Raw genomic sequence first — 22,530 nt, forward strand, 5'->3', positions numbered from 1 at the left:
TGAGACCGTTGATCTTGGTGGTAGCAGCTTGAGCTTGAGTGGCCTTCTGCCTTGAACAAAGGCAGCTCGCGGCCCATAAGAGACATTCACCGCCTATTAGAAATGCTGCAGTCGCAGCCCGCGTTCCGGTCATTCGCTGCGAGTGCAAATTTGGGACAAGACCTAATTCACAATCTGCGGACAAACCGCACCTTTGCGGGTGCGACTATTGCTCACGTAGCATTACTTCGCAGTCACACCATCGTTGCTGCTGCGATGCAGCTGGTATCATCGATGCCGTCATTCAACTCTTCGATATTAGGCTTGTCGGCGCCTTACCTTTCGCTGCGGCTGCGCTAATGGTTGCTTTTCTAAGAACTCGGACCATGGTGGTGGGACGCCTTTCAGAACGCACTTTGCCAGAAGCGTAGTTCTAGAAATCATCAGTTTCCGGGACGTTCCCAAGCCTGACAAGGAAACTCGGTGACCCGACTTCGCCACTGTTTGGGTCTTCGCTAATCACATAGGCATCAGCACCGGCGCATTCCTCGGAAAGTGCTTCCCGTTCGGCTCTGTTTTGGGCTTCTGCTGCTGTTGAATACTGAAATTGCTTGCCGATCTTCAGACTCGTTTGTCCGTCGCGCCCTGGCTTCTGTTTTACGTATGTCTGACAGATATAGTGAACTTTTGTTGTGTTCTCGTCTGCGTTCGTCATTGGCAAATTCCTTCTGGTGTGTCCGGTCGCTCAGGCAGATTGAAAGACGCAGGCGAAACGTGGGTTTTTGCGATGTGGTCGAATTGGTTGAACCTTTTCTACGCCCTAGCGCGACGGCTTTGTCGGAGTGTTGGCCTCCCGTTCAAGGCGCGCGTTGCGAAGACGGTCGTTCTTGACTTGGCGCTGCTCGGCCTCCTCTTCGACCATCTTGCGAACGATGCGAGTTGTCTTGTCCAATGGTGTTTCGGCATTGGGAATTTGAGCTTTGAACACGCTTTTCTTTGTTAATTTTGCCAAGTGATAACTTCCTCTTTGGTTTCTCTTTGTCGGGCCCCAACTCTGTCGGTCAAACCAATGCCAGGTGTTTCTTTGGGCCATGGGCATCGTTTGCCTGTGACCGAGGCCGGTCATTGTGTAGATTCGTTTGAATGTCAGACGCCGCCATGGCGCGCATCAATGCGCTATAGTTCATCCGAAACCGCATTTCCGATCCAACGCGGAGCTTCTGATCTGTCGTGCCAATGACGAGATGATCGCTTGTCGCACCGACGAGTGTACTGCCAGTAGGCATCGAAAGCCCCTCCACATCCACGTCTTGGTTTCCGAGGGCAAGAATGATCCTTGTCGTTTCTGAGGTGGCAGGAACGAGCCGAATAATTGCCGGTGCGTGATCCGCGGTGCTTACAAGTGGGCTCACAGTCTTGGTGTCGGTTTCGACCGCTTCGGCGACAAGCGTGAAGGTGTCTCGAAACAAACCACCGATCTGCTCCTGGGTGACCGGATCGACGCCAAGCAGTATTGCTTCCCCAAGTCGCAGATCGTTGATCCGGCCGGTGGCGCGCGAGCCGAACGCCCAGGGCAAATTTGCAGAGTTGCCGCCAGATACCGTCTCAAGGAACGGGCCACACCGCCCTTCGACATCATTGGCAAGAGCAGTCAGCGCCTGCATTTTGGCAGCCTTCGGGGCAATGCCGCTCAGACAAGCGAAGTTAGCCCCGATGCCTTTCAGCGCCACACCGGGCATGTCCACTACTTGCTGTCCTATATATCCAAGGTCTTGTGGCATGATCCCTTCTCGCAGATCACCCATTTCGACCATCAAGATAATGCCGTGAACCGTGTTGAGTCGGTGTGCAGCACCGGCCAATGCTGCGATCACAGACATCTCTGTGTTGTAGCTCGCCTCACAGACCTGCACGATGTCATCGACCTGGCTCAACATTGGTGTTCTGATCAAGGTGATAGGACAAGTCATGCCAGCCAGGCGCAACCGCTTCACATTGCTCAAACGCGCCTCAGCCAAGCCCTCGGCTCCCCCGTCAAGCATGGCCTGTGCAATGGCTGGATGCCCACACACCGCTTTGGTCACCGCAGTCACGCGAATACCACGCCCTTTCAATCGCTCGACAACGGTTCGTGTGTTGTGGCGCAATTTGCGCAGATCAACTTCTATCCGAGGGCAGCTCAAGTCGCGGCCACGGGTGTTCCTTGCTGCAGACCAGGATAGGCTGCAACAACCATCGCAAGCAAATGTGCCGCTGGTCGGCTGAGCGCGTCAGTCACAGGCAGACCGAGTTTTTCGGTTTGTGCGACAATCGTGTCTGTGATCTCGGCTTCGGACATACCCTCGTGATTGAGCGTGACACCAATGACCTTGGTATCGGCAAACGCCTCAATCAAAGCAATCTCGCTTGCTGGGGTGGGCATCGGCATGTTGGGAAAGTCACAGCGATGGGTGCGTTTCGGTGCGTGCTGAAGTATGACGGCGTCCGGTTGGCTGCCACGCAGAATGAACGCCGATGTACAGAACGCCGGATGGCTGAGCGCGCCCTGGCCCTCGATCAAAATGACATCGGGTTGTTCCGCCACTGAGGCGGCGACAATCGCACCTTCAAGTTCGCCGCAGCAGAATTGGGGTGGGACGGCATCCATGGCCACGCCATATTTTGCGCCCTGCATCAGGCCCGTCTGACCGGTGCCAACCAGTACAGTCTTGATGCCCTTTGCGTTGAGGGCGCGTGCCAAGATCGTCGCAGTGGTCCGTTTTCCGATCGCGCAATCGGTCCCCAGTACTGCGATGCGTAGCGCATGGACATTCGCGACGCTGCCGTCGAACAAGCGCATGTCTTTGCTGGCTTTGGGTTTGCGGATGTCGCGAATGGTGACCTGTCTGTCCGATGCGGCTTGCGCAATTTCGGGATCGTCGCTGAGGTACTCATGCAGGCCACTGACGATGTTCATGCCGCGCCCAATCGCATCCAGTACGACCCCACGATCAGCGAGCGAAAGTCGCCCTGTTGAGGGGGCCATCCCATAGATAAAGGTATCAGGTTTGGCGGTTGCATGGGCGACGGCGGCATCTAGGTCTTTGAGAATTGGTACGTTGTTGATCACGTCATTAAGAACCTGCCCGCTGTTCTCGCCGCCGTGAGCGCTGTCGATGACCGAGATGATCTTGTAGGCCTCTGAATGACGCACGAGGCCGTTGGCCGTCTTGCCGTCAATTTTGGCAAAATTGCCCTCGCAAAAGATAACCGCTGTGGGGATCTGGGTGAGCGAAGATGATTGTGCCTGTGTGTCACGTATCATGGGGGGCGCCTGAGCGCCCCTAACTGGGCGGCGAACGGTATCTACCGTCTGGATTCCGGTTTTCATCTTGTCGTCCTTTTGATGCTGAGACTGTCGTTCGACGAGGTGTTGAGGCGGACGTCTTGGCGCGACGCACTTAGTTTTTTAGAACGCATAGCCCCTTGGATTTCTGGAAGTTCCTGTTGCATTCCCAACGGTTTCCCGACCGGTCGAGATGGGCGTTTGCGGGGACGTTGATCGCTTCACAGCCTGCACCAGAAGCTTCATATCCCCTCTGGCATTTCCACCCCTCGCCGTACGATGCATCGTCGAAATACGCGAATTCGGGAATGACGACGGCCCCGCACAGACCGTCCTGTTCGAAGTACCCACGTTCACATGACCAAGGTTGACCGTAGCGAGAACCGTTCAGATATCCGTTGATCGGAACCGTGATTGCGCTGCAACTGTCGTCCGTCTTCTCAAACCCGCGTCCACATTCCCACGCGGAACCATCCGCAAGATAAGCATTTTCAGGCAAGACGACCTCTTGGCAGGTATCGTTGATTTTGAGAAAGCCGCGCAGACAGCGCCAGCGTTCGCCAGAGGAGTCTAGAAACCCACCATCGGGGACAATCACTGCAACACAGGCCACCTCGTCAACCTTGCGAAATCCGTGATGACATTCCCATCCGGAACCATAGGTGCGGTTTGTCGCATAGGCATTTTCTGGGACCACAATAGCAGCACAACTCTCCTCCGTGAGCCGATACCCGACGTTGCACTGCCAACCGTCGCCATAGCTCTTTGCGCTGGCGTTTTCTGGCATGGTTTGGGCGATGGCGGGCATTGCAAGGAGTAGCAGAACAAAGATTGGGCCTATGAGAACGGCCCAAAGTAGCCGAGCGTCCGCCAACATCGATATCCCGCAAACTGTCTCTGACGATTGCGGCGGTACTTTCAAATTATGATCCATCCAACTCAAGCCCCGCGAGGCAAGCAGCCGCTAGGTCACGATCTGGCGTATCTGTACCGGGGCGCGTGGCCCAGCCCGTTTCCATCATTGCATTGCGGCGGCCAAAAATAGAGAGATCCTGAAGAGTTGCGAGCTTCTCTGTGCGTTCCGGATCAGCCGCTGACATATTGAGGCAGACCGGCACCATTGCCAAAGTCACCTCTTCAGCAGCGAAGTCCTGCGCCATGGCTTGGGCACTGCCGCTTGTTGTCCAGCCGCCCCATGAGAAGCCCAAGACAGAAACCGCAATCGCGCCACCCAAAGCACCGTAGAGGCCAGGTTTCGTCCAGTCAGGAAAAGTCATGTTGGGTCCTTTGACGGAGAAAGTGCCGCCTCACCTTTTGTTGCGCTGACAAGACATTTTGTCAGAGCCGTGTCGAAGTCGTTAGATCGACAGTGCGTTGTCCATGCCCGGCCGCACATCGCGGGAGCTCCTGCGACCAAAGCGAGCGGTACTGACACGTGGGCGTTACGGTCGTGATCAACAACCGTCCCAAACTGCAGATCCCTGTTACTGCATCTGACAATCGAATTTTAATGATAGTGACTGCAGCTGGCTCTGGCAAAGCGATGCGCTTTTGCCGAAGAATACCACAACTTTGTTTTACGTATGTAACCGCTTGGGACCTTGATTGCAATGCTGGCTGACCAGACCATCCTCTCAACACCTCAGATGGTTCTGTCACTTTGGCCGGTTGGAGCCGCCTTCAGCGAAACGGAGGGCCATGCGCCCAAACGGTCAGCGAACGCCGAATGCCCCGCTTGATCGGCGTCACCTGATGTAGTGCAAAACTCGGAAACACACTTACAGATCCCTGCGCCCGACTGCCCAAGAGGATGTGAGCACTTGGCCTGATTTCCAGGTCGCCCCCGTCGTAGGTGTCAGGATTGCTCAATTGAAGAACAAGTGTGAGCTTTCTTTTACCGGCAGCGGGACCATGACCGATGTCAGAATGCCAGGCAAAATGGCCCCCTTTTGCCGCGTCATAACTAGCTATTTGGGGGCTTTCCGCAAATTCGCGCACATCGAAATCAAATTGTTGGTTGTTGGAATGACTGACAAGCTCAATCAACCGGGTCATCACCCAGCTGAGGTCTCCGACATCGTCCATCCAAACGAGTTCCGCATTACGCAAATTGTGATCCCGATTGCGGCTAACAAGCAGCCCCTCATCGGCGGGCATTTTGGCGATTGCGGCAACAATGCGATCACATTCCCACGTCGTGAACGCATCAGGCACTGAGTGCACACCCATCATACCGCCCACCATTTACAGATCATGGTTCGCGTCTGCATCAATGCACAGCCGGTTTCCCGGATCGATCCGATAGGTCTTTGAAAATTTTTATAATTTCTGCGGACTCAGCGCGATCAAGTACGGCGTTTGCGATCTCTTCTTCCGTCCAAATCCAAGTCTTCGCAGGATCATGAAGCATCGCCCAACTTGCAAACAATCGACTTTGTATCTTGAGATTCAGGAGTTCTTTGACCCCGGCATGGCGATCATCGCGACAAATCCTTGCATAGGCCGCGCGCACTGCATCTTCCGGACCTTCCAATAGTTGAAGGTAGATGTCATGTCGACAAACCAACGCGCCGGTCACGTCATCCCGCTTATTACAGCGTCTGGCATCGAGCAAAATTCCTGCGAGTGTCGGCTCATCGAACCCAAACGGCTGTGACACATAAACGAGCTGAATGAGGTTTGTGATGGTTTGGCTCCCTGCGGGATTAAGCGAACCATGAACAGGCTTTGATAGACACACGATCACATCGCTTCAGATGGCGACCGTAAGACTTCGGCGACGCAGAGTCTCGACTAAAGTAAACAAACTGCCAATTTGGAGAATACCGTCTCAACATAGCGGCTGTTGCGCCATGACCGCGCTGGTTCCCTGTTTGAGTAAATACGGCAAGGAAACAAGGCAGTTTTGTCTGGAGCGTGTGAGTCCGCCGCAAGGCAGCACCAATAATCAAAAGCTTGCCGTATTTTTCGCGCTAAGAACGCAGGCCGCGCGAAACTTGAACTCGCAGGATGGGTTCGATCCGGACATAGGGTGCAGCGGAGTAAGACCGTGATACGGTGCCTTGTTAACGTCGGGTTGACGTTGTGGAGGGCGCGGCGGATCGGAGGATCAGTCATGGAGACACCAAACCTACCAGCCATTCGCGTACTTCGCCCAGCTTGGAACAAGGGTCGCATCGTTGGCCAGAAACGACCGCTGAAGCCCAAACACGTTTGGGCGATCCGAGTTCGACTGGAACTGGCCGAGAACCATCGCGACCTCGCGTTGTTTAACATGGCAATCGACAGCAAGCTTCGCGAGTGTGATCTCGTGAAGATGAAGGTGGTTGACGTCATGGCATCCGGCCAAATTAAGGAATGGGCGTTGGTGCTACAGAGCAAGACACAGAAACCTGTACGATTTGAGATATCGGAAGGGACTAGAGCGTCAGTTGAGAAATGGATGGAAGACGAATTGATGGTCGGGTCAGAATATCTTTGGCCAGGGCGTTTTCACGAACGACTGCACATTTCTACCCGTCAGTACGCGCGGATTGTGCGCGACTGGGTCACTTCGATTGGCCTTGAAGCGACGGCCTATGGCACCCATTCAATGCGTCGCACCAAGGTTACGCAGATCTATAAAAAGACGGGAAATCTCCGAGCCGTGCAACTGCTGCTTGGTCACACCAAGATGGATAGCACGGTCCGGTATCTCGGCGTCGAGCTTGAAGACGCATTGGCTATCGCGGAAGCCATTGAAATCTAAATTTTTGGGCCGCCTGCAGGGGCGACCCATTGCCGACATTGGTGGTCGTTCAGCAGGCTACAGTGCTGCTTCCCCAAACTGGCCATTGGTCGAGTGCGAAGCGTTTCCTTAATTTGGACAATCGGTAGGCGAAGTGTATTCCCTCATGCCCCATCCCAGCGTTTCAACATCCAGTACCACTGTTCTGGGTTCGCCATGATCCGCGTAGACAGACTGTCGTTGAAAGCACGCGTCATTTCGATGCTGTCAGTGTGTGGGATTGGGGCTTCGAACTCCACGCTGAATGTGTTTCCATCACCAACCCTTGTACCGAATGCAGGGATCATGGGCAGATCGTATTTGAGCGCGAGTTGGGCCGCCGAAAGAGACGTGAGGGCGTCATGACCAAGAAACGGTATCCTCACGCCTTCCGAATATTTTTCATCCAACAGGATTGAGATAATACCACCATCTCGCAGATGCCGCACAAGGGCCCTGGTTCCAACGTGGCCGGTCGCCAAGATCGGTTTCCCACCTGCTTCGATACCGGTACGAATGCGACGCTCGTAGTGGCGGTTCTTGTTCGGTCGATACACCGCGCCGCTTTCAAGCCCATGAATTTTGATCACAGCGCGAATGGCTTCCCATTGTCCGAAATGGCCGGAGACAACGATCGCGCCCTTGCCAAGCCTTTGAGCCTCTTTCAAGGCACCAAGACCCGGACCGGATGCACTGAACTTGTGGTGGTGGGTCTGAAATTCAGCATCGTGATAAATCTCGAACAGCGTTCTCCCCATATGCCAGCCCATATCTTGGCCGAGCTTAGCGCGGGTTACGGGTTTCATATCGGGAAAAACCCGTTTGGCTTCGCGGTCAAATCGACTCCTTGCCGGAGGAAACCACCGCATGACTGTTCTGAACGTTGCACCCAATCCACTGGAACGAGAGTCAAAGGAGCGCCATCGCACAGCGGTCAGAGCCGACCACAGTGGGAGGTATCGTGCGTGCTGTAAGACTGATTTCAACGATGCAGAGAGCATTGCTCTCTATGGCCGGTCCCAGCGGCAATACCAACCGAAATCGGTAGTGCGCGTCACACCGGTCCGTTCACGTTGCAGTTTAGCTGGACGAGTTCTTACTCGTCACTTGTCGAGGCAGCGCAACCCAAACATCGCTTCCAGCGCCTCCAATCTCTCCCGGCCCAAAGCCGACACTCGAATTCACCGTCTACGCTGCAATGCAGCGGACCAAGAACAGTGTCATGAGCCATGTCTAAGACGATGCGTCCTTATCGTCTTGAGCGCCTCCCGGACCATTGAAACCTGCCTTTCGGAAAGGGACAGCTCGTTCGCCAATCTTCGGTCCGCGTGATCAAAGTTCGCTGCTTCAGGGGATTTCGATTGAGGAAATCTGTCGATGAACTCACGATACTGTAGCGCAGTCGGGTGTTGGAAATGTATTGGCACTCCTCTGAATTCTTTGGGTGTCAGTTCGAGGACACCGCCGCCGTAAAAGCGACCATCCATCTCACAAAATAGTAGCGCCAAGCTGTTGTAGAACGAGAAGGTAAGGTCCTGAATCGCAAAACCTTTCCGCATCGTGACCTGATATGCTGTATCAGTTACCAAAACCCTTGCTTTGTTGATGCATAGTCTTGGAAAGCTGTGTGACCGCTTAAAAAATACCCCGTCAGACGCCTCAACTATCGGAATGTTGTACCAAGGCGAACGATGACGACACTTATATCTTTGATCGAGCCCCAGCTCTTCTCCTGCCGCGATGTAGGATTGCGCTTCCTGCGAAAGCGGTGGAGCCCCATCACGCACAAAATCCAAAAGGAAGGCTGGTTCGCGTTTTGATATCTCAGCCAGGTCATTCTCTGAGAAAACAGGGCCTGATGGCAGATAAGCACCTTTCTTCAGTATTGGGCGCGCCCATTGGCCCAAACCGCGATCACTGATTTCCTTGGACCTAAGGATGAAGAAATCATTCGCCGCCGAGACCACTCCCGCGGAACTCGTCGCAAAGTCGCCAAGCGTCTTCAGATTTGAGCGTAGCTTGTGTAACAAAGTGGAAGTTTCGTCATCGAAGAAAATCGAGTTGAGGTCGATTGAACTCGCTTGCTTGCCGCTGAAGCAGATACTGCGGGATCTTATAGGTTCCAGCTTGGCTAGTGTTTTGACTGAGCTGAGCGTTACCCCAGCAATGGCCTTGGGCGCGGATTTCGATGCTACCAAAGCGACGGCATCCTGATCGAGCTTGCGAAAGGCTTTATCTTGAGGCGTAAAGACCTCTACTGAAACGAAATTTTCTACAAGAAATGCCTGAAGATACTGGCCATACTTTACGTTTAGGAGCTCATATGGAACGATAAACGCTAGGACGCCTGTATCGGACAGGAGCATGCTAGATGCCACAACGAACGCGGCCCAAGCATTCTTAAGTTCCGAAAGTGGATAATCTGCTATCTGGCTAAGATCTTCGATGCTTTTCTTCAGCTCAACGCCAAAATTATGGCGCCGGATGTAAGGCGGATTACCGATAACTAAATCGTATTTGGGCCCATCATGCGCGACGGCATATTCTATGAAGTCTTGGCACCTGAACTTCGCAGCCGGGAATTCCTTTTTTAGCAAGTCCGTAGCTGCCTGATCAATGTCAAGGCCGTGGACTTCAAAGCTGTCCTCTGCCGAAGCGGAAAGTGCCCGCAGGAAGGCGCCATCACCAGCACTAGGTTCCAATATCGTGTTTGGTTCCTTGTGACGCCTGGCCAAAGCGAATTTGGTCAGTTCTGACGCTACATCGTCAGGCGTATATACTACGCCCAACAGTCTCTCTATTCCAGGTTCAAGCTTCAAAAGCACGGCGACGGTACTCTCGATGTTCGCGTGTAACTCGAGCAATCTCCTGCAAGACAGACCGATAGTGCTCGGTATCGGCAGACAGTCGCGCTTCGAGTTCTAGCAGCTCGCCTAGTAGCTCATCCATTTTTTGGGTCTGCCAAACGAACTGGTGGCGGATAAGCGACAAGTTCAAGTTCGCTATCATGTAACGACCAAGGTCGGTTTTGGCACGAATTCTACCGTGGTTGTCCCGTTCAAGATGGTTGTCGAGATCTGGGTCGCACGGATCTACAAATCCACTCGATCCGTCATTGGGTATGTTCTTGTCATCTCCAATCCATTTGTTTGACTTTGCACGGTTACAAAAAGGGCATGAGTAGACCAAATTTCGGTACTCAAGTAACCATTCGGGGAACAAAGACTTCGGAGCAAAGTGGTCAATTTGATAACCCCGCACTCCGCCAAAGAACTCATCTAAGGCGTCGCAGTAGCCACATCTGCTAGAGAAATCTCTCCGCAAGTCTTCCTTGTAAGCGCGATAGGTAGTTTGCGCCGCAACTACCGAACGAACCGGTGTTCCCTTCCGCAGCACTACTACGATCCACCGCGTTCTTCAGGCTCACCAAGTTCGCTCTTGATCCTCTCAATCAGCTCTTCGGTGCGGCCAATCAACCGATCGAATGGCTCTAAGGCCCGAACTTTCACATGGCGTTCGATTGCAAACTGAGCACCCAACACAGCTTCCAGATAACTGTCGAGATCAAGGAATCTTTGAGTCTCGCTGGCATCCAAATCTCTCTCCAGAGCTTGTGCAGAGAGGTGCTCCAACTCTGCCTGAGCAACTGCAACCTGTCGTTCGTGTTCCGCGATTTTCTTCCTTACTCGCTTAAAGAACGGGAGGTCGCTGTTTTTGGCCTCTTCACGATCCAAGAAATCAGATTTGGGAAATACCATGTTCGTGTCTAGGGTCTCATCAACAGCTTGGTCCGGAAATGACGTGGTGACGAAGCAAGGAAATTCGGCAAACCGATCCCTGAAGGCTCGAACTAAGTCTGCACCGTTAAATTCTACATCTGGTTTGTGGTCTGATAGGCGGTAGTCTGTAATCAGCACCTTGCAGTGCAGTTCGGCGATCTGCTGAATGGTGTCATCTAAGGTGCTCTCAGGTTCAATGGCTCGTACTTGATCCGGGGTGAATTCACCTGATGCCACTGCACTTCTGAGAACTTGACCAGCCTGCGCCTTTTGCTCGTCGATATACACTAACTCTGCCAAGACCGTTTCCTTACTTCTTCAAAGGGAGGAGAATTTCCATCCGAAAACCTGGATCTTTGCCCGGTCCGTATGCTCGGAATGAACCACCGTAGGCCTGTACTACGGCGGCCAATATCCACATCCCCAGGCCTGTGCCATTTGCCTGACCAGATGCATCGCGCTTGGTCGTGACAGCGAACTTAAAGATGCTCGCTGGATCGCGTATCGAGGGATCAAGGCCCGGACCGTTGTCACGATAGTTGATCCTAACTTGCGGCCCCGACTGTTCAACTTTGATTGTGATCTCGCGCGCGCCCTGATGTCGATCAGACAGGAGCGCTTCAACCGAGTTGAGGATTAGGTTGTTGAAAACGCTGTCGAGGTCTATCTCGAAGGCTAGCACGTTCACCTCTGACGCATCCTGGGCGACATCGTAAGTGAGAGTGATGTGCCGCGGCTCCAAGAAGCCCTTCCATGTCTTCTTGGTTTTTTGCAGATGCTGCTGCAAATTGATCTTCTTACGGCGCCGTTTGTCGGCTCGAATGGAGGACAGGGCGAAGGTAAACCATTGGCGTACCTTTTTGTCATCCTCTTCCCATTCTTCAAGTATCTCGAAAGGATTGAACGCTCCGCCCACCCCCATCAGTGAGTCTCGATCGATATAAGACGACAAGATGTCCGAGAGCTCGGTTGACCTTCCACCCATCGTGTTCTGGAGTTGGCCCATTTCGTGTGAAAACGAAATTAACACTGTCCCCAGAGTCGCCAGAGCTCGCAGCATCGTCTGTTCGTCGCGAAGCTCCCTAATCTCTTCCTGCTGTGCGGTGTATGCCCTCGCAAGTGTTTGGGCGTCTTCCGGCGTCGCCTTTTCAGGCGCCTTAGTTACACGAGCCGCGGTTTCGGCTCCTTCACTCTTCGACTTTTCCGCCTCATTCTTGCTTTGGAAAAGGCGATTGAGGTTGTAGTGGATGTGGCTTCGATCGTCTTCAAATTCCTGAATGACCCGTTTCACAAGCTCACGGAACGTCGCGAAATACTCGTTTTCGATGATCCCTTCGCGGTTGGATTGGTCGTTTAACTTAGCGTTTTCGAGGCGTGATATAGTCACTGTGCCGGCTAAGTTCTGGGGGCTGACCTTCCAGCCCTTTCGTGATGCTTGAACAGGGCTGATCGCGACCCGCTGGCCGAGTGCGAGCCAATCAAAGGCTCGTCCACCCAACTCACCGTAAGGACGGACAGCGAAATTGTCCCGGTATATTTTCAGACCTCCGAACTCTTCGATCCATGCCTTTCGTGGTCCCGGTTGAAACGCCCGATACGGATAGATGCGACCATCTCGCGCGCTTGGCGCTCCCTTCTTATAGAACCGGAGATTTACCTTAAAGGAGCCAAGCGCCTCAGCGTTTCTTTTAAAGTCATCTGGCGCCCCTGGGAACAGCTCGTCCAGGGTTTTCATGTATTTGAGCTCGGCCTTTCTGAATGACTTTTCATCGAATGGAGCTTGAGTCATCTCATCGAGTTCGAACAGGTCCGGATCAATTCGATCGACATCAAGCTCGTTCCTCACAAGCGTGATCGTCACAGTTCCCTGCGAAGAAATTTCAGCATCAATCTTGTAGTCGTAGTCATCAAGAACCTCAGCGGTCACAACGCCGTAGTTGCTCGGTTCTCGGGCATCAAAGAGAAAGAGATTAAGGACCCGCTGGTCTAGTGGAGGTATCAACTCGGCGAGCATCTTGTACAAATGCTGCACATCGCGTGCATGCCAATCATCTCGCAGCAAACCAATACGAATAGCGGTACCTTTGAACCAATTGAAACCCTTCCCTGCCAGCTGCGAAACTGCTGTTGAGATAGAAGGGTGATCATCGAGAAACCGAAGCCTCTCGTCCAACGTAGTTTGGTCTTCTCTCAAGACAGCTTTGATATCCTCTAGCGTCTTGTCGGCGGCGTCGAAGTCATCCCAGTTGACCACCCATTCCAAATTGCTGATAGCTTCACTTGTGGCTGAACTAGAGAACAGCTGACACTCAGATCCCAGACGATCGAGCGCAAATCTGCCAATTCCCTTGGCACCTGTCCGGGCTCTGCCACTATCGGACGTCGCATTTTGCTCTTTATTGTTGGTGCCAATAACCATCCAATTGTCTTCGATGGTCTTCGCAGTCATGCCATCACCGTTATCGATCAGCCAAAGATCTAGGAGGCCCGATGCCAGCTTGTCGACAACCTCGACGTTGAGATTGTAAGCGGCGTCGCGTCGCTCATAGCCCTCGGATTGCTGCGCGTAGAACTCTTCGATCTCTGGATGAATTTCGCGAAGTCGAGCAAACTCGGACTTCTTCAACCTATTGGGTGCACTACTGAACCTTGGAATGAAGCAAACCAGGCACATTGTAGCGTCGGCATCATATGTGTTTTTTACAAGCTCTGATATTGCACCTTCGGCATTCGAAACGTTCTCGCGACCAAAGAGCCTGGCTGTCTTCGCAGCAACTTTGAAGGAGAGCTCTTTCATGTCTGCCCCTCGTTCTTGCCACTAGCGGCTTGCGTTTCCATCCACCGCCGGAGTTCGTCCGCTCGAAACCTCCAACTACCTCCCACTTTGAAACCAGGAATTTCAGACTGAGATGCAAGTCTGTAAGCGGTTTTCTCATTGATCTTCAGTAGCTTCGCAACTTCGGGGATAGTAAGAATCTCATCATCCATGCAGAAATTCCCTGATTTTTGAGGAATATAGTGGAAAATTTGCCAACCTGAAAGCAAAAGCTGCTGCGGCTAAGAAGAGTAACTCATTGGCTAATTTCATTTCTCTGGTGAATGTGCGCGCGCAGCGAATGACGGCTTACCGCCCTCTACACAGTATCCCAATCAACCTCCCTCGGCCTGTCAAATGCCATGAATGGTGCGCGCTGTTTGAGGTGGTCCCTGAGGTAAAAGCGGCCAACTCCATTCGGCACGAGTTCGGCCGCTACACCACATCGATCAAATGCGTGCATCACGAACATAAAGCTGAGTCCCATGCCGTGAGCGATACGGCCGACGGTTGTGTATTTGGTTAAGAATCCATCAAGGCTGCATTCAGACACGGCCGGAAAGTCATGGCCTTTGAGCGAATGCCCGCGTTTGACGAGGTGCAGGTCGCCAGTTTGCAACAGGTGATCGATGGTGCGCAGGCTTGTGCGTAGATATTTGGCTGCCTTCAGTTTGGGGCGGGCCGGCGTCATTTTGGAATGGATTACGTCACTCAACTCGTTAGGGTTCACTAGGATGCGTTCGAGCCCTTGCCCGATATGACAACGCCGTGCGGACGGCAGTTGACCCGAACGCACCAGTTCTGCGGCTCCGATCAGCGCAGTGCCTAGCGACTGGCAAGCTGTCGGCAATGACATCAGTCTATTTAGGGTCGTTTCCGTTTCGGGTGCTGCAGCAAGAACCGGATCGAGAAAAGCGTGTATCTCGGCAGGGTCAAACATCGGGCGCTTGTCGATCCCGTCCATGTGCTGTCTGATCATGCCGCTCAATCGCAATTGCCGGAATGCGCTGTCAGACCCTCCCAACAGCGCAGCGGCTTGTTTGCGATGCACGAGGTTGTCGCGATGCAACAAGATGCGCTCGATGTCGTCCGCCGTGATCTGACGTTGCAAAATTAGCGACTCGGGCTTGCCTTCGGACGGACGCCCCGCGCCGAACTCAGCTAGACATCGCACCAGTCGCTTGCGCGAGATGCCATGCTCGCGCTTGGCGCTGTGAATGGAGTATATCTGCGTCTTGGGGCAGGGGACCCCGAGCACGTCTGTTCCACGCTGTACGGGATAGTTTGCGAAGACAAAGACGCGCGCAATGTCGCGAATCCGGTCGACCCCATGGATCGGTTTTGCAGTACGCAGCCAAGTCCAGAACGCTCCGTAGTCGATCTTGTGGCTGGCATTGCTCTGCAGTGGATCGATCTGCATGTCGCTCAGAAACCTGCGAATCCCGTCCTCTCCATCTTTGATGTATTCAAAGCCGTGTTTGGCGGCCTCATAAAGCTGGTTTTCAGGCATATCCCGTTGTGACTGGCGGTTGCTCAGCAGAGTGAGCCCACTTGTCTCTGTCAATCTGATCAGCACGATTAGAGGTAAGCTGTCCGCAAAGGCAAACTCGGATGGGGAACAGCGCAGGCGTCCAAGAAGGTATGCTTCAAACGGAGAAAATGCACGTGTTTCAGCCGTCTCGGCGGACTGCTCGATCATGGTCTGACAAGCCGCTACTCGCCTAACGAAGTCGTAGTTGCCGAAGGTGTGTTCGAGGTGGGGGAGTTGCAGGATGGACACGCCGTGCCGCTCACATGTACGGATAGCACGAAGATTCCAGTGGAACCGTCGGAATGGCTGTTTCCCCTCCGATACATCCTCCAGCACACAGCGCGGGCAAAGGCGTGGCCGGCTGCGCAGCAGCGTTTTGTTAGGCACTGTGTCGTTACCGATGCGGAATTGCAGATGGCCCAATGACTTGATGGACCAGCGCAGCATGTCTGCTGCATTGGCACCGCCGAGGGCCGCGAGGGCCCTCAGTTGTGTTGCATCGCCGCGCACGATGCTTTGCCACTCGAGGCCAAGATCACGACAAAGGTCAAACGGGGTGCCAACACCCAGATCATCTGCCAGGCGTGAGACATAGGACGTAGCCGTTTCTTCTTGGCGCAGTGGAAACGCGAGATTTGGTTTCTGCAACATGCGGCTCAGTCCTGCAGATCGGGAAAGAGCTTGCGCGGATCAATGTCGGCGTAATCCGGAGCGACAAACGGGTTCATCCCGTCATAACATCCTGTGCGCCTTCTGAATGCACAGGCAAAGTGTTCGCTTCGCAGTTCATCGGCCGGCGCGATGAAGGCTTCCTCAATCGCTGCAATGATCAGTTCAATGACCAATCCAAACTCATGCGCTGATGCGTGCAGCAATCGCATCAGAAAGTCCGTGTACAGCAGATCGGAACTGGGGCGCAGTTCAGCTTTGCGCAGGTATGCACTGAGCATGTCTTTCAACATCGCTTCATCGGCTGCAAGTGACAGTGGCTCCAGTTCGATTGGGTAAAACCGACGCGCAAGCTGCGGATCAAAGTTCAACATCTTGCGCACTTCGGGCATGCCCGACAGGATGATCGAGACGGGCCAGTCCTTGTGTTGCATGAGTGACTTTAACGTGTTGATGACGTTGCGAAGCACGTGATCGGAGTTGGCCGTGTAGAGGTCCTGCGCTTCATCAATATGCAGAAACAGCGTTTGTCGTTTCTTGAGGAACTCGCGCACCATTGCCCAGATGATGCCGGCGGGTCTGTCGCGCGACAGCGGATAGCCAAGCGCATCAAGTGCAGTCATCCCAACATCCTTGAGAGTTGCGGGGGAGGGGACGCGGAAGCTGATCACATCTGCACGTTCCTGGTCAGGCTCGGGCAAAACCAGTTCCGGATGCCGGTACAGCAGCCGCTCGACCGCAGTTGTTTTGCCGCTGCCGGAGGGGCCGAGGAGCGCAATGGCGCGCCCCTCTCTTGTAATGCCTTGCCGCAGTTCTTCGCGGCGGCTGTTAAGCAAACGGTCAAACTGATCTCTAAGATGCTCGTGTGTTTCGCGCGTGTAGTACAGCTTCTTCAGGCCGACGATTTTTTCAATGTTATAAGACTGCGTCATTCGTCGTCCTCCAAACCCCATTTCCGTTCGTGTGTGTGGTCTTTGGCAGATGACGTGCCAGTCGTGCGCTCTGTGTGTTGATTGAAGAGATCAGGCGCTTGCTCAGTCAGCGGAACTTCCGAGCCGATGCCGTCCTGGGATAGAGGCAAGTCGAGCCTTGGCTGATCCTGCGGTCGAATGGTCAAACCCAGGTGCAGTTGCCGTTCTTCGCGCGCGAGGTCCTTTTTGCTCAGAAACGGTATCGTCACATTGAACTTGGCAATCTGTTCCGCATTAATGCTCTCTACCTTTTTGAGAGCACGTTGGACCACGTGTTCCTTGAGTTCGGCGCGCTCGGCGTGCCGCAAGTGCAACTCACGAGACGCCTGCCGCCATTGTCCCAATGAGACGCCCTCGAAACAAGATTGGATTGCTCGTGCCTGAACCCACGCTTTGCCGGTCCACACCATGACAAAGCCAAGGTCCTCGGGGTTGGTGCGCAGTAGGACGGTGTCTTCACCAACGCGCTTGCGCCTTTCTCGCAGGTAGTCGCACGCATAACTGATGCCGTAGACTGTTACGCCGCGCCCAGTGAGCTTGCGTTCGGCGTCAATTCCAAAGACTGCTGTGCGTTCAATGGCACCTGGATAGGGCAGGGTACCCATTTTGGCAGATAGCCGCTCCCAACAATCGGCAGGTGTTTCCCCGCGCAAGCCCCGATGTGGCGTATTGTGATAGATGTCGACCACATGAAGTGTCAGGATTTGCATCAGGGTTTCGCGTGTATGCACCGCCAAGGCTTCTGATGGGTAGTCGCCACGCTCTTGCGGATTTGAGAATGTGCGCCCGGCAAGCATTGGCATGATCTGAGTCCCAAAGGTGCCAAATATCCGCTCCACCCGCGCTCGTAGCCGAGGTAACTCCCCCGGCGGATGGGCGAGTTGAGCTCTGAGGTCGAGCACAGCTGTCTGAAACCGTTCATCGATGAAGGCGGATCCAAGATCCGCAGATACCAGACCGATGCCGCCACCATGATGCCAAGCACTCTCGCACCCCGCAGCATCGGCGAGGTCTGTCTTGTCCCGTGTCATCAGCGACAAAAGACGCTTGGCGTCGGCGCCGTTCGGTTGATCACACAGGTGCATGCCAACCACGCAGCGTGTCGCGCAACAGATCGCGAGATAGAGACACAGGCGCGAGGTCTCCAACCGTTCTCGTTCTGTTGCTGGTAGCCCGCTAAAAGCACCGATGGCGTCAAGCAACGTGATCGCATCGACCTTCCACTCGTCAATCTCCACCCGCTCCATTGGAAAGCTGGCTTTGATGCCATCCTCGTAAGCTCCAAACTTACGATTGGCCGCCGCAGCCCCATACCTTTGGGCATAGGTCGAATAGGCATCGAGGTTGCTGATCCGCCGCGCAATTGTGCGCTGAGACGGGATGCGGAGATCACTTTGCCCAGATGACCTGCGATCCCGGTTTAACGACCTTACGCACTGAAGGATGGAATGGGTCGTCTGCCGGATGGAAGGACGCTGGAAAGAAGCGTAGCGCTCTATCCCATTCGCAATTAATTCTTCAACCGGACGCGGGAACCGATGTCGGCGGTTCCCGGATTTGTGCGTGTGTGGGATAAGGCTGCGAGGATCACGACCGGCGCATTCCCAACGCCGCACCCAAGCTAAAAGCGTTGAAGCGCTCGGTGCGTCCCGTTTGGACGAGCTTCGCCCTGCCCGTTTTGCTGACTTTGTCAGGGTTTGCCTGATTTGTTCATGGCGATCCACCTCACGTTCTAGATCTGCCAGGATGGCAGACACGCCATGCGGAGTGCGACTCGTGCCGCCGGCTTGCTCGCGGCTCGCAAACGCCATGACATAAGCCAGCCGCCAAAGAACCAAGCGTTGCATTTCACGGTCGAGATCCGCCAAGTATTCGACCGGAGACAGCATGGTGCTAGCCGCCGCATCAGGCGCAAAGTAGTCCCGCTTGAGATCCGCATCACCAGTCTGAAGAGCACCCAGCAACTCCACATGCGAGAAACTGCGCGCCCGCTTGTCGCCATCAACTTCGATGAGAACAACGCCGTCAGCCGTTACTTGCGAGACGCCATACTCGACATCGTCTACGATCCAGAGGTCCTGCGTGTTTGTGCGAATACGATTGCTCATGCGAAGCCCCCCCGATCGATGCGGGTGGCGTGGGTAAACTCGGCACTCGGATCGGCGACCAATCTCCCGTCATAGAGCGCAGGCAAGAGCGTGCCGAAGCCCGCAGCCCCGATGTTCAGCACGTCTATGATCTCTCCCAGCGACAGTGGATAGATGAGGGTCGGCAGAACCGCATCCAAACGCACGGCATGCTCTGGCTGTATATGTGGACAGAACATTAGCAACCGTTGCGCATTCAGCGCTTCGTCTCGGGTGAAATCCGCGTCTGTGACGAGGATCAAGCGATGCGCAAAGTCCTTCCTCAACGCTGCTCGAATGGCCTTAAGTTCGGCCTGGAATTCTGGCTTTGCGGCTTTTGATGCTGGCTTGACCACGACTGCGATGCGGGTGCCGTCGGTGTGCATCCAAAGAAAATCGAAAGTATGGCTACGGTTGCAGCCCGAGGGGTCCGTATACCTTATCGCAGGAGGCTGCTCCAACACATCCATCGTGACTGGCTTTGCCAGCAGAATGCTTAGCACCTTCAATTCCAGCAGACTTTCCACAGCAATCGTCTGTGACTTGCCTTGTTTTGCGGTCTGTTTGGTCAGAAACGCGCGACCACTGACTTTCGACCGCTTCGATATCTTGCGCGTGGCGCGGCTGGGGGCGGCTGGAACGAAGACCGCATAATTTGCTGGCGACGCAGTGGATTGATCGGTTTTCGGTTTGGTTTGTTCTTTGATTTCCATAATGGTTTTGTGGCGCGCAGTGCTGTGCACGCGGCCATTCCTTTTGAGTTTCGCAGGCGTGCACAGCGCACACAAATCCTGAGTTGCGACACCGCTGCAGGTTTGAATGATGAGGTCAGGCCAGCCGAACCCGTTCTCAGGCGCAGCCCAAGCTTGACTTCATTTGAGATTTGGGGAAAATCGAAGCATCGGTTAGTCAATCGACACTTCTTGAAAGCCTCACGTGTTGGCGCACGTGGGGCCTTCTTATTTGTTCAGCTAGCTGTTCATTTTGATCCTCCCCTCGCTTTTTGACGAATTCTGATGAGAGCTGAAGATTCCGCTCTGGCTTAAGCCGTTATTGCGGTGCCCATGATCATTTGGATGTTTCACTTGGGTACCGGTCTGCAAACAACGCTTCAGGCGTTGTATTTAGGGCGGCGGCGATTTCTCGTTCCAACCGTTTTGAGCGATGAAGACCCCTGCTAATCAAAGACAAAGATCCCTGTGTTACACCAAGGTCGCGGGCGAGTTGCGCCATGCTTGACCCACGAACCCTGAGTTCTTGCATGATGTGACGGTGGATTTCTAAGGCTGCGTCAGAACCAGCGGGCATTTTGACAACTCGCGTTTTGTTTGTTGCTGGATTTTGACCGCGAAAAGCTCGCCTTTGTCAAAGCCGAATTGTGGGTATCATTCTGTTATTGCGAAAAAAAACATGTGACAGATCTGGCACGGCAATCTGCAAGCGTTTAGAAATCAACAAGGTAAGCTGCCTTGAAGTGACTGATAATGACGGTCAGAAATATCCACAGGGTCGCACGAAAATGGGAGATGTCAGTTTGGAAAAAGCCGTTAGCCAGGTCGAATCAGACGTCTTGGAGAAAGTTCGTTTGGCTTTGAGCAAGGAATTGAAAACCGCCGAAAGCTATGCGTGTTTGGCAAACGTCATGCAGGTGTCCGAGCGAACCGTGCGCAGGATCATCAAAGGCGAACGAGACATCACTCTAAAAGAATATGTTAGACACTTAGAAAGCAAGAGCGCCAATGTCAGGGAAGCGCTTCTGGACGTCCTCGAGCAAGACACGGGGCAGAAAACCGACGTGAAAAACAGGAAAAAACCGGCTCAAGCAGTCGTTGCGCCAGCCCTCGGGTTTACTTGGCGGGAATGGATGTTGGGTCACATGAAATTGCGAATGAAAGTCGGATACAAAGCGGTTAAGCCGGACAAGTGGCGCCTCATTCGAGATCATGTTCTTTTTGGCGCAGTTTGTCTAAATGCTTTCATAGTTGCTATGGCTTGGCTCGGCTTGCCGCTTGGAACGCTGACAGGCCCCGTCGGTCTTGTGCTGGTTGTCTCCATCAGCGTCACTTTGATGCTTGGCTATGCATTCTTCGAAGATTTAGGCCGCGGGCGATACTACTTGGGATGGACGAGCGAAGAATAACCAACTGCAGAGTGCTTTACGAAAACGAGATGTCCGGCGCCGGCGGCGAGAATGGCCGCTTGGCGGACGGAGCCGACCTTCATCGACTTGCCTTCAATGTCTGGTCACGGTCAAACCGTCTTCACCGCCATAACAAAGCGCGCGATCTCATCTTCGGTATTGAAATAATGAACGGAAGCGCGTGTCATGGACTCAAGTCCGCGCGGTTCCAGATCGAGCCGGGCGTAAGGCATCGCTGAGACTGACACGTTGATTGACTTGGCTCGCAACTGATCGGCCATTGCTGCGGGCTCAATTCCGTCTTTCGTAAATGTCACGATGCCGCACTTTCGCTGCCCCAAATCATGCACCAAAACACCTTTGATCTCGGTAAGCGCATCGCGCAGGTCTTGGGCAAGGTTGGCGACACGAGTTTCGATATTGGCCAGACCGATTGCGCGCGCGTATTTCACCGCTTCCATCAACCCGACGCGACCCGCGACATAGCTTTCCCAGTTTTCAAATCGCTTTGCGCCCTTAACAAATTCAAAACTGTTGGCCCCTGTCCATGTCGCGGAAAGAAGGTCGATGAACGGCGGATCAATCCGGTCCATGATGTCCTTGCTGACATAAAGAAACCCTGTGCCTCTCGGCCCGCGCAGGAATTTACGGCCGGTTCCGGAAAGCATATCGCACCCAATCTCGGCGACGTTCACGTCGATCTGGCCGACAGACTGACAGGCGTCAAGGAGATAGATTACACCATGTTTGCGGGCGATTTTTCCGATTTCGGCAGCCGGGTTCACAAGACCGCCCTGTGTAGGCACATGCGTGATCGCGATGAGCTTGGTGTTTGGGCCGATCATGTTGTCCAAAGCAGCCACATCGATCTGGCCGAACTCATCTGACGGGACGAGATCAATCTCAAATCCAAGGCGGCGAGACTGTTGCAGCAACGCCAGATAATTGGACGCATACTCTGACCCGTGGGTGATAACTCTGTCGCCCGGTTTCAGATGCAACCCGTAGAACGCCATATCCCATGCACGTGTCGCATTCTCGACAAAGGCAATCTCATCGGGATTGGCGTTCAGAAGCCCTGCGAACTCGGTATAAAATTCTTGTATTTGAGCTTGCGCTCTGCGTTCGGCCTCATACCCGCCTATCTCATTTTCATCGCGCAATACGGATTGAAGCGCGTCAAATACCGGTTTGGGCATAAGAGATGAGCCAGCATTGTTGAAATGTAACACACTCTCACAACTCGGCGTATCCAGGCGGACTTTTTCAATGTCGATCATAAAGCTTCTCCTTGTCGTGGGACCTAACAATCCAACGAGGCGAAGACAACGCATTGGGGGCCACTTGCTGGGAAGCCGATGGGGTGGATGGCTCCTGCTCCAACCGGCGTCGCAATGCGCCATAGTGCAGGTGTCGATATCTGCTTATG

Annotated in this window: 22 protein-coding genes; 2 read left to right on the forward strand and 20 right to left on the reverse strand. The window is 53.9% G+C overall.

The annotated features are described in order from the left end of the window. Positions 1-412 precede the first annotated feature (412 nt). From Q1A85_RS22535 to Q1A85_RS22570, 8 genes are all read right to left on the reverse strand, one after another. Entirely contained in the window at positions 413-694 is a 282-nt protein-coding gene (locus tag Q1A85_RS22535) for a hypothetical protein (protein ID WP_299695196.1), read from the reverse strand. A 105-nt stretch (positions 695-799) separates the two neighbouring features. After that, the gene (locus Q1A85_RS22540; RefSeq protein ID WP_299695198.1) at positions 800-991 is read right to left on the reverse strand and encodes a hypothetical protein; all 192 of its coding nucleotides are present in this window, start codon (positions 989-991) and stop codon (positions 800-802) included. A 49-nt stretch (positions 992-1,040) separates the two neighbouring features. Continuing rightward, entirely contained in the window at positions 1,041-2,162 is a 1,122-nt protein-coding gene (locus Q1A85_RS22545; protein ID WP_299695200.1) for an alanine/ornithine racemase family PLP-dependent enzyme, read from the reverse strand. Further along, on the reverse strand, positions 2,159-3,349 hold the full coding sequence (locus Q1A85_RS22550; RefSeq protein ID WP_299695202.1) for a DUF1611 domain-containing protein: 1,191 nt from the start codon (positions 3,347-3,349) through the stop codon (positions 2,159-2,161). Before Q1A85_RS22550 ends, Q1A85_RS22545 begins: the two co-directional genes overlap by 4 nt. A gap of 70 nt (positions 3,350-3,419) precedes the next feature. Beyond that, positions 3,420-4,112 (reverse strand): hypothetical protein, encoded by a 693-nt coding sequence (locus Q1A85_RS22555; protein ID WP_299695204.1) that lies wholly within the window; start codon positions 4,110-4,112, stop codon positions 3,420-3,422. A gap of 115 nt (positions 4,113-4,227) precedes the next feature. After that, positions 4,228-4,581 carry a hypothetical protein gene (locus tag Q1A85_RS22560; protein ID WP_299695206.1) on the reverse strand — a complete coding sequence of 118 codons (354 nt, stop codon included), beginning with the start codon at positions 4,579-4,581 and terminating at the stop codon, positions 4,228-4,230. Positions 4,582-4,984: 403 nt separating this feature from the next. Continuing rightward, positions 4,985-5,518 (reverse strand): 2OG-Fe(II) oxygenase, encoded by a 534-nt coding sequence (locus tag Q1A85_RS22565; protein WP_366140628.1) that lies wholly within the window; start codon positions 5,516-5,518, stop codon positions 4,985-4,987. 55 nt (positions 5,519-5,573) lie between these two features. Beyond that, a complete protein-coding gene (locus Q1A85_RS22570; RefSeq protein WP_366140629.1) occupies positions 5,574-6,050 on the reverse strand; it encodes a BLUF domain-containing protein in 477 nt (158 codons plus the stop codon). A gap of 369 nt (positions 6,051-6,419) precedes the next feature. On the opposite strand from Q1A85_RS22570, the gene Q1A85_RS22575 reads away from it, so the two are divergent. Then, positions 6,420-7,052: a tyrosine-type recombinase/integrase gene (locus Q1A85_RS22575; RefSeq protein WP_299695210.1), complete on the forward strand. Its 633-nt coding sequence runs from the start codon at positions 6,420-6,422 to the stop codon at positions 7,050-7,052. A gap of 143 nt (positions 7,053-7,195) precedes the next feature. Here Q1A85_RS22575 and Q1A85_RS22580 read toward each other — a convergent pair whose 3' ends face one another. From Q1A85_RS22580 to Q1A85_RS22630, 11 genes are all read right to left on the reverse strand, one after another. Next, positions 7,196-8,071, reverse strand: a complete 876-nt coding sequence (locus Q1A85_RS22580; protein ID WP_299695213.1) for a lysophospholipid acyltransferase family protein — start codon at positions 8,069-8,071, stop codon at positions 7,196-7,198. 219 nt (positions 8,072-8,290) lie between these two features. Continuing rightward, on the reverse strand, positions 8,291-9,859 hold the full coding sequence (locus Q1A85_RS22585; RefSeq protein WP_299695216.1) for an N-6 DNA methylase: 1,569 nt from the start codon (positions 9,857-9,859) through the stop codon (positions 8,291-8,293). A 19-nt stretch (positions 9,860-9,878) separates the two neighbouring features. Continuing rightward, a complete protein-coding gene (locus Q1A85_RS22590; protein ID WP_299695219.1) occupies positions 9,879-10,466 on the reverse strand; it encodes an HNH endonuclease in 588 nt (195 codons plus the stop codon). 2 nt (positions 10,467-10,468) lie between these two features. Beyond that, the gene (locus Q1A85_RS22595) at positions 10,469-11,149 is read right to left on the reverse strand and encodes a hypothetical protein (protein WP_299695222.1); all 681 of its coding nucleotides are present in this window, start codon (positions 11,147-11,149) and stop codon (positions 10,469-10,471) included. A 10-nt stretch (positions 11,150-11,159) separates the two neighbouring features. Continuing rightward, entirely contained in the window at positions 11,160-13,646 is a 2,487-nt protein-coding gene (locus Q1A85_RS22600; RefSeq protein ID WP_299695225.1) for a HAMP domain-containing sensor histidine kinase, read from the reverse strand. Then, positions 13,643-13,837, reverse strand: a complete 195-nt coding sequence (locus Q1A85_RS22605) for a helix-turn-helix domain-containing protein (RefSeq protein ID WP_299695228.1) — start codon at positions 13,835-13,837, stop codon at positions 13,643-13,645. Before Q1A85_RS22605 ends, Q1A85_RS22600 begins: the two co-directional genes overlap by 4 nt. 146 nt (positions 13,838-13,983) lie before the next feature. Further along, a complete protein-coding gene (locus tag Q1A85_RS22610; protein WP_299695231.1) occupies positions 13,984-15,846 on the reverse strand; it encodes a TniQ family protein in 1,863 nt (620 codons plus the stop codon). 5 nt (positions 15,847-15,851) lie between these two features. Then, entirely contained in the window at positions 15,852-16,796 is a 945-nt protein-coding gene (locus Q1A85_RS22615; RefSeq protein ID WP_299695234.1) for a TniB family NTP-binding protein, read from the reverse strand. Further along, positions 16,793-18,943 (reverse strand): hypothetical protein, encoded by a 2,151-nt coding sequence (locus tag Q1A85_RS22620; RefSeq protein WP_299695237.1) that lies wholly within the window; start codon positions 18,941-18,943, stop codon positions 16,793-16,795. The genes Q1A85_RS22615 and Q1A85_RS22620 overlap by 4 nt, the downstream gene beginning before the upstream one ends. Further along, positions 18,940-19,704 carry a hypothetical protein gene (locus tag Q1A85_RS22625; RefSeq protein ID WP_299695239.1) on the reverse strand — a complete coding sequence of 255 codons (765 nt, stop codon included), beginning with the start codon at positions 19,702-19,704 and terminating at the stop codon, positions 18,940-18,942. The genes Q1A85_RS22620 and Q1A85_RS22625 overlap by 4 nt, the downstream gene beginning before the upstream one ends. Positions 19,705-20,029: 325 nt before the next feature. Continuing rightward, the gene (locus Q1A85_RS22630) at positions 20,030-20,269 is read right to left on the reverse strand and encodes a helix-turn-helix domain-containing protein (protein WP_366140630.1); all 240 of its coding nucleotides are present in this window, start codon (positions 20,267-20,269) and stop codon (positions 20,030-20,032) included. A gap of 70 nt (positions 20,270-20,339) precedes the next feature. On the opposite strand from Q1A85_RS22630, the gene Q1A85_RS22635 reads away from it, so the two are divergent. Further along, complete coding sequence (locus Q1A85_RS22635) at positions 20,340-21,101, forward strand: hypothetical protein (RefSeq protein ID WP_299695244.1); 762 nt, start codon at positions 20,340-20,342, stop codon at positions 21,099-21,101. A gap of 110 nt (positions 21,102-21,211) precedes the next feature. On the opposite strand, the gene Q1A85_RS22640 is transcribed toward Q1A85_RS22635, so the two are convergent. Further along, positions 21,212-22,381: an aminotransferase class V-fold PLP-dependent enzyme gene (locus Q1A85_RS22640; protein ID WP_299695247.1), complete on the reverse strand. Its 1,170-nt coding sequence runs from the start codon at positions 22,379-22,381 to the stop codon at positions 21,212-21,214. Between the last annotated feature and the right edge of the window lie 149 nt (positions 22,382-22,530).

The sequence above is a fragment of the uncultured Tateyamaria sp. genome, assembly GCF_947503385.1.
Taxonomy (GTDB): domain Bacteria; phylum Pseudomonadota; class Alphaproteobacteria; order Rhodobacterales; family Rhodobacteraceae; genus Tateyamaria.

Coding starts and splice junctions, on each gene's coding strand:
- Q1A85_RS22550 (WP_299695202.1), bottom strand. CDS start 3,349: ATGAAAACCGGAATCCAGACGGTAGATACCGTTCGCCGCCCAGTTAGG.
- Q1A85_RS22630 (WP_366140630.1), bottom strand. CDS start 20,269: ATGCCCGCTGGTTCTGACGCAGCCTTAGAAATCCACCGTCACATCATG.
- Q1A85_RS22620 (WP_299695237.1), bottom strand. CDS start 18,943: ATGAGCAATCGTATTCGCACAAACACGCAGGACCTCTGGATCGTAGAC.
- Q1A85_RS22600 (WP_299695225.1), bottom strand. CDS start 13,646: ATGAAAGAGCTCTCCTTCAAAGTTGCTGCGAAGACAGCCAGGCTCTTT.
- Q1A85_RS22580 (WP_299695213.1), bottom strand. CDS start 8,071: ATGCTCTCTGCATCGTTGAAATCAGTCTTACAGCACGCACGATACCTC.
- Q1A85_RS22575 (WP_299695210.1), top strand. CDS start 6,420: ATGGAGACACCAAACCTACCAGCCATTCGCGTACTTCGCCCAGCTTGG.
- Q1A85_RS22640 (WP_299695247.1), bottom strand. CDS start 22,381: ATGATCGACATTGAAAAAGTCCGCCTGGATACGCCGAGTTGTGAGAGT.
- Q1A85_RS22605 (WP_299695228.1), bottom strand. CDS start 13,837: ATGGATGATGAGATTCTTACTATCCCCGAAGTTGCGAAGCTACTGAAG.
- Q1A85_RS22535 (WP_299695196.1), bottom strand. CDS start 694: ATGACGAACGCAGACGAGAACACAACAAAAGTTCACTATATCTGTCAG.
- Q1A85_RS22610 (WP_299695231.1), bottom strand. CDS start 15,846: ATGTTGCAGAAACCAAATCTCGCGTTTCCACTGCGCCAAGAAGAAACG.
- Q1A85_RS22555 (WP_299695204.1), bottom strand. CDS start 4,112: ATGCCCGCCATCGCCCAAACCATGCCAGAAAACGCCAGCGCAAAGAGC.
- Q1A85_RS22560 (WP_299695206.1), bottom strand. CDS start 4,581: ATGACTTTTCCTGACTGGACGAAACCTGGCCTCTACGGTGCTTTGGGT.
- Q1A85_RS22615 (WP_299695234.1), bottom strand. CDS start 16,796: ATGACGCAGTCTTATAACATTGAAAAAATCGTCGGCCTGAAGAAGCTG.